Genomic DNA, 3132 nt, shown 5'->3' on the forward strand with positions numbered 1-3132 from the left:
GGGGGGAACCTCAGTTGGCGTCGTCGGGCTGCTGGTAGCCGTTGCTTCTGTGGGCATCATCGTGCCAAGAGCTGATGACGAACACGGAACGCTCAACTACCTCGTCGCCTGGGTTTTGCTGTGCAGTCTGCTGCTCGCCCCGGCGGGTACCGCGTGGACCGTTTTCAAGTTGTGCCACCGCCCGGAGTGACGGTCGTCACCGACCTGTAGTCACCGGTTGAGGCCGCGATATACGCCGTCGTCGTCGACGGTGTCGGCGAAGTCGGCGAAGTCGGTGTTGGCGAGGAAGAGGTTGACCTCGACCTCGGCCATTACGCTCGGTGCGAGCCGGAGCATCGGGTAGTTGCCGTGGCTGCTCTCGTCGCTGGTGTCGACGGCCAGGAGGGGGTGCTCGGGGTCGGTCATCGTGGTGGCGTCGGCGAGGAACACGTAGGTCTGGTCGTGGATCAGCTCTCCCAGTGCATCGAGTGTCAGCCTGTCGAAGGCAGCGTCGTTGACGGGTGTCAGACCCGTGATCGTGTCTTCGCGGTAGGACGCGATGACCGCCGCGAGGGTCTGGGCCCACGTCGTGTCGTCGGTGAAGTCGGTACGCAAGAGGAGTGATTCGCCCGCGGGCAGAGACCGTGCCATAGCAGGATTCTGCATCGCATCAGCCGGAATGCCACCGTCGCCCAGGGATGTGTCGCCCACAGGCCCGGTGAATTGTGGCGTTTTAGTGGATTGACCTGGGTCGATCATGTCATGAGGGAACTATGGTTGCGATTGCTTCCAGGGGCGCTGACACGATCACCAATCTAGCGGTCCCACCCTTCCGGGGCCGCAGCGAGCGATCCCCGGGCGGCTATCGGGAGGCGACCCCGGCGCTAGCCCAGAAGGACCTCGGGGGGAGGGGTCCGGCATAGGTGCCCGAACACTCAAACACCCCGGGGCCCTCCCCAAGTCGCCCTTGAATCTGATTGGGAGCCGTCTCAAAACGCGCAGAGTGACGGGAATATGAGACAGGAACGGATCAAGTGGCCATCATCGGATACGCCCGGGTCAGCACGACCGACCAAGACCCCCAGCTGTAACTCGACGCGTTGAAGGCCGCTGGCGCGGAACGCATCTACACCGATCATTGCGTGTCTGGAGCGAAGACTGAACGGCCGGGACTGGATCGGTGCCTGAATCCCTTCGCGGGGGCGATGTGCTGGCGGTGTGGAAGCTGGACCCGACTGGGCCGCAACACGGTTCACGTCCTTCAGCTCATCGAGCAACTGACCGAGCGCGGGATCGGCTTCCACAGCCTCACCGAAGGACTCCGCACGGACGGAGCGATGGGCAAAGCGATGCTCACGATCATGGCCGCATTTGCTCAGCTCGAACGAGACACGATGATCGAACGCACTCGCGTAGGTCTGGCGGCGGCAGCGGCGAACGGCCGCAAGGGTGGCCGCCCTCGCAAGGTGGATGATGCGACTGCTGCGAAGGCCCGGGAACTGAAGGAGAAGGGCATCGGCGCACCGGACATCGCGAAAATGCTCGGATGCTCTCGCGCCACCGTCTACCGGTATCTGTCCACCGTTTAGCACGGCTGGTCGCCGTAGCCGCAAAACCAGCCCCGACCCGATCAGCACGGCATGCGGCTACTAGTGTGCGATTGAAATCAGTTGCCTCGCAACAGATCACGATACTCCCGCGCCCAACCGCGGCGTGTTTCGACATGCACCCAACGCTGCGAATCCCACGTCAACGCACCGCCTTGATGGGCGGCCTCGAACATGTCCACCACCCGCTCGGGCTCGGTGGCGGCGCACTCTGCCAATTCGGTCACCGATGCCGCCGTAGTGGCCCCGGGCTCGCCGAGCAACTCCAGTCCGAACCTGGCGGCATACAGCTTCGCCAACGCGCTGTCATTGGCGATCGAACGGTACCGCCAAACCGGAACGTCGGGCCGATCCTCCGGGACCGTCGTATCCCAGATCGGGATATGCGCCGCCTCCGGCGGAAGCTTCGCCCGTATCCGTCGCACATACTCGGATTCATCCACTTCATAACCCCTTCCTATTCGGGTCCGTGGATTCAGTACAGATACGGCTGACCCATAACGAGTCCACGGCCGTATCCCCGTGCGGTTCCCTGCTGCGCCAGCGCGTCGAGCCCTGCTAGGACGCGCGGGTTGGCGAATCGGCCCCAAGCGAAACCCACAAGGGCGATTACTCCCACAGCGGGGAAGCCGAGGCCACCCGTGTAGCCGTGGGGTTTCAGAGCAAGGAGTGCAGGAAGGATCAGGCAGAAGGCGGCGAGGGCGAGGAAAAACCAGGACAAGGTAAAGCCCGTGCGACGACGGTCGCGTTCCTCGAGGATCCACTGGCCCCAGAGGGTGACCTCGCCGGCCGTGGCCAGTACGGGCAACTGCCGGGTGCGCACCGCGTAGTAGAACTCGCGCATCCGTTCTCGACCGCCGTAGCGTTCGCTGCGAATCCCCACATCACCATGAATGTCAAGAACACGACTACCCATAGCGGGGCGAAGGGCAGATCTCGCAGTCGCTCCATCCGCACATCCGTTCTTGGCTGGTCTTGACGCCGGGGTGAACCGGAATGCCCGTATTACAAGGTCACCAACAATAGCCGAATGGTAGCTACGGTGCAGTTTGGGACGACTGCGCCCGAGGGTTCACAGCCGACGGGCTTTGACGGGTCCCTCCCCTGTGGCAATTCGAGGAGGTACCGTCGCGTGGTGGCCGATCATGAGTCGTCTTGGGCGTGGCGTCTGGCTCGCAGCGAACTGGAGTTGCCACTTCCCCGACGATGGGCGCACTCCCAGGGTGTTGGACGAGCAGCGATCGAGGTTGCGGCAAGACTCGATTGCGACACCGAACTCCTTGTTGCATCGGCGATCCTGCACGATGTCGGTTACGCACCCAGGCTGGTGGTCACCGGTTTCCATCCATTGGATGGTGCGCGTTTTCTGCGCGACGAGCACGAGGCCGATCAGCGGGTAACACGACTGGTCGCCAACCACACCTTCGCACTGCTGGAAGCGGACGAACGCGAGCTAGGCGTACAGTTGGCCGCGGAGTTCCCGATTCTCGACGACCACGTGTTAGTCGATGCCCTGACCTACTGCGACATGACGACAACACCTGAC

General features: G+C 63.2%; 6 protein-coding genes. 3 read left to right on the plus strand and 3 right to left on the minus strand.

The features are described 5' to 3' along the window. Window positions 1-190, plus strand: a 190-nt coding sequence (locus tag NS2_RS37055) for a hypothetical protein (RefSeq protein ID WP_222594910.1), incomplete at its 5' end; no start/stop codon positions are given. Window positions 191-210: 20 nt separating this feature from the next. On the opposite strand, the gene NS2_RS35290 is transcribed toward NS2_RS37055, so the two are convergent. Continuing rightward, complete coding sequence (locus NS2_RS35290) at window positions 211-738, minus strand: DUF6924 domain-containing protein (protein WP_143837478.1); 528 nt, start codon at window positions 736-738, stop codon at window positions 211-213. 341 nt (window positions 739-1079) lie between these two features. Here NS2_RS35290 and NS2_RS35295 point away from each other — a divergent pair, with 341 nt between their 5' ends. Continuing rightward, window positions 1080-1568 (plus strand): recombinase family protein, encoded by a 489-nt coding sequence (locus NS2_RS35295; protein WP_228102567.1) that lies wholly within the window; start codon window positions 1080-1082, stop codon window positions 1566-1568. 77 nt (window positions 1569-1645) lie between these two features. Here NS2_RS35295 and NS2_RS35300 read toward each other — a convergent pair whose 3' ends face one another. Both NS2_RS35300 and NS2_RS35305 read right to left on the minus strand, forming a co-directional pair. Next, the gene (locus NS2_RS35300; protein ID WP_036552749.1) at window positions 1646-2029 is read right to left on the minus strand and encodes a hypothetical protein; all 384 of its coding nucleotides are present in this window, start codon (window positions 2027-2029) and stop codon (window positions 1646-1648) included. 32 nt (window positions 2030-2061) lie between these two features. Next, window positions 2062-2430: a hypothetical protein gene (locus NS2_RS35305; protein WP_036552748.1), complete on the minus strand. Its 369-nt coding sequence runs from the start codon at window positions 2428-2430 to the stop codon at window positions 2062-2064. A gap of 291 nt (window positions 2431-2721) precedes the next feature. Between NS2_RS35305 and NS2_RS35310 the strand changes: the two genes are divergently transcribed. Continuing rightward, window positions 2722-3132: HD domain-containing protein (locus tag NS2_RS35310; RefSeq protein ID WP_036552751.1), on the plus strand; the 411-nt coding region annotated here is incomplete at its 3' end.

Source organism: Nocardia seriolae NBRC 15557, assembly GCF_007990715.1.
In the GTDB taxonomy this organism is placed as follows: domain Bacteria; phylum Actinomycetota; class Actinomycetes; order Mycobacteriales; family Mycobacteriaceae; genus Nocardia; species Nocardia seriolae.

Excerpts from the sequence above, each read along its gene's own strand:
- NS2_RS35305 (WP_036552748.1), bottom strand. The coding sequence starts at position 2,430 with ATGCGCGAGTTCTACTACGCGGTGCGCACCCGGCAGTTGCCCGTACTG.
- NS2_RS35290 (WP_143837478.1), bottom strand. The coding sequence starts at position 738 with ATGATCGACCCAGGTCAATCCACTAAAACGCCACAATTCACCGGGCCT.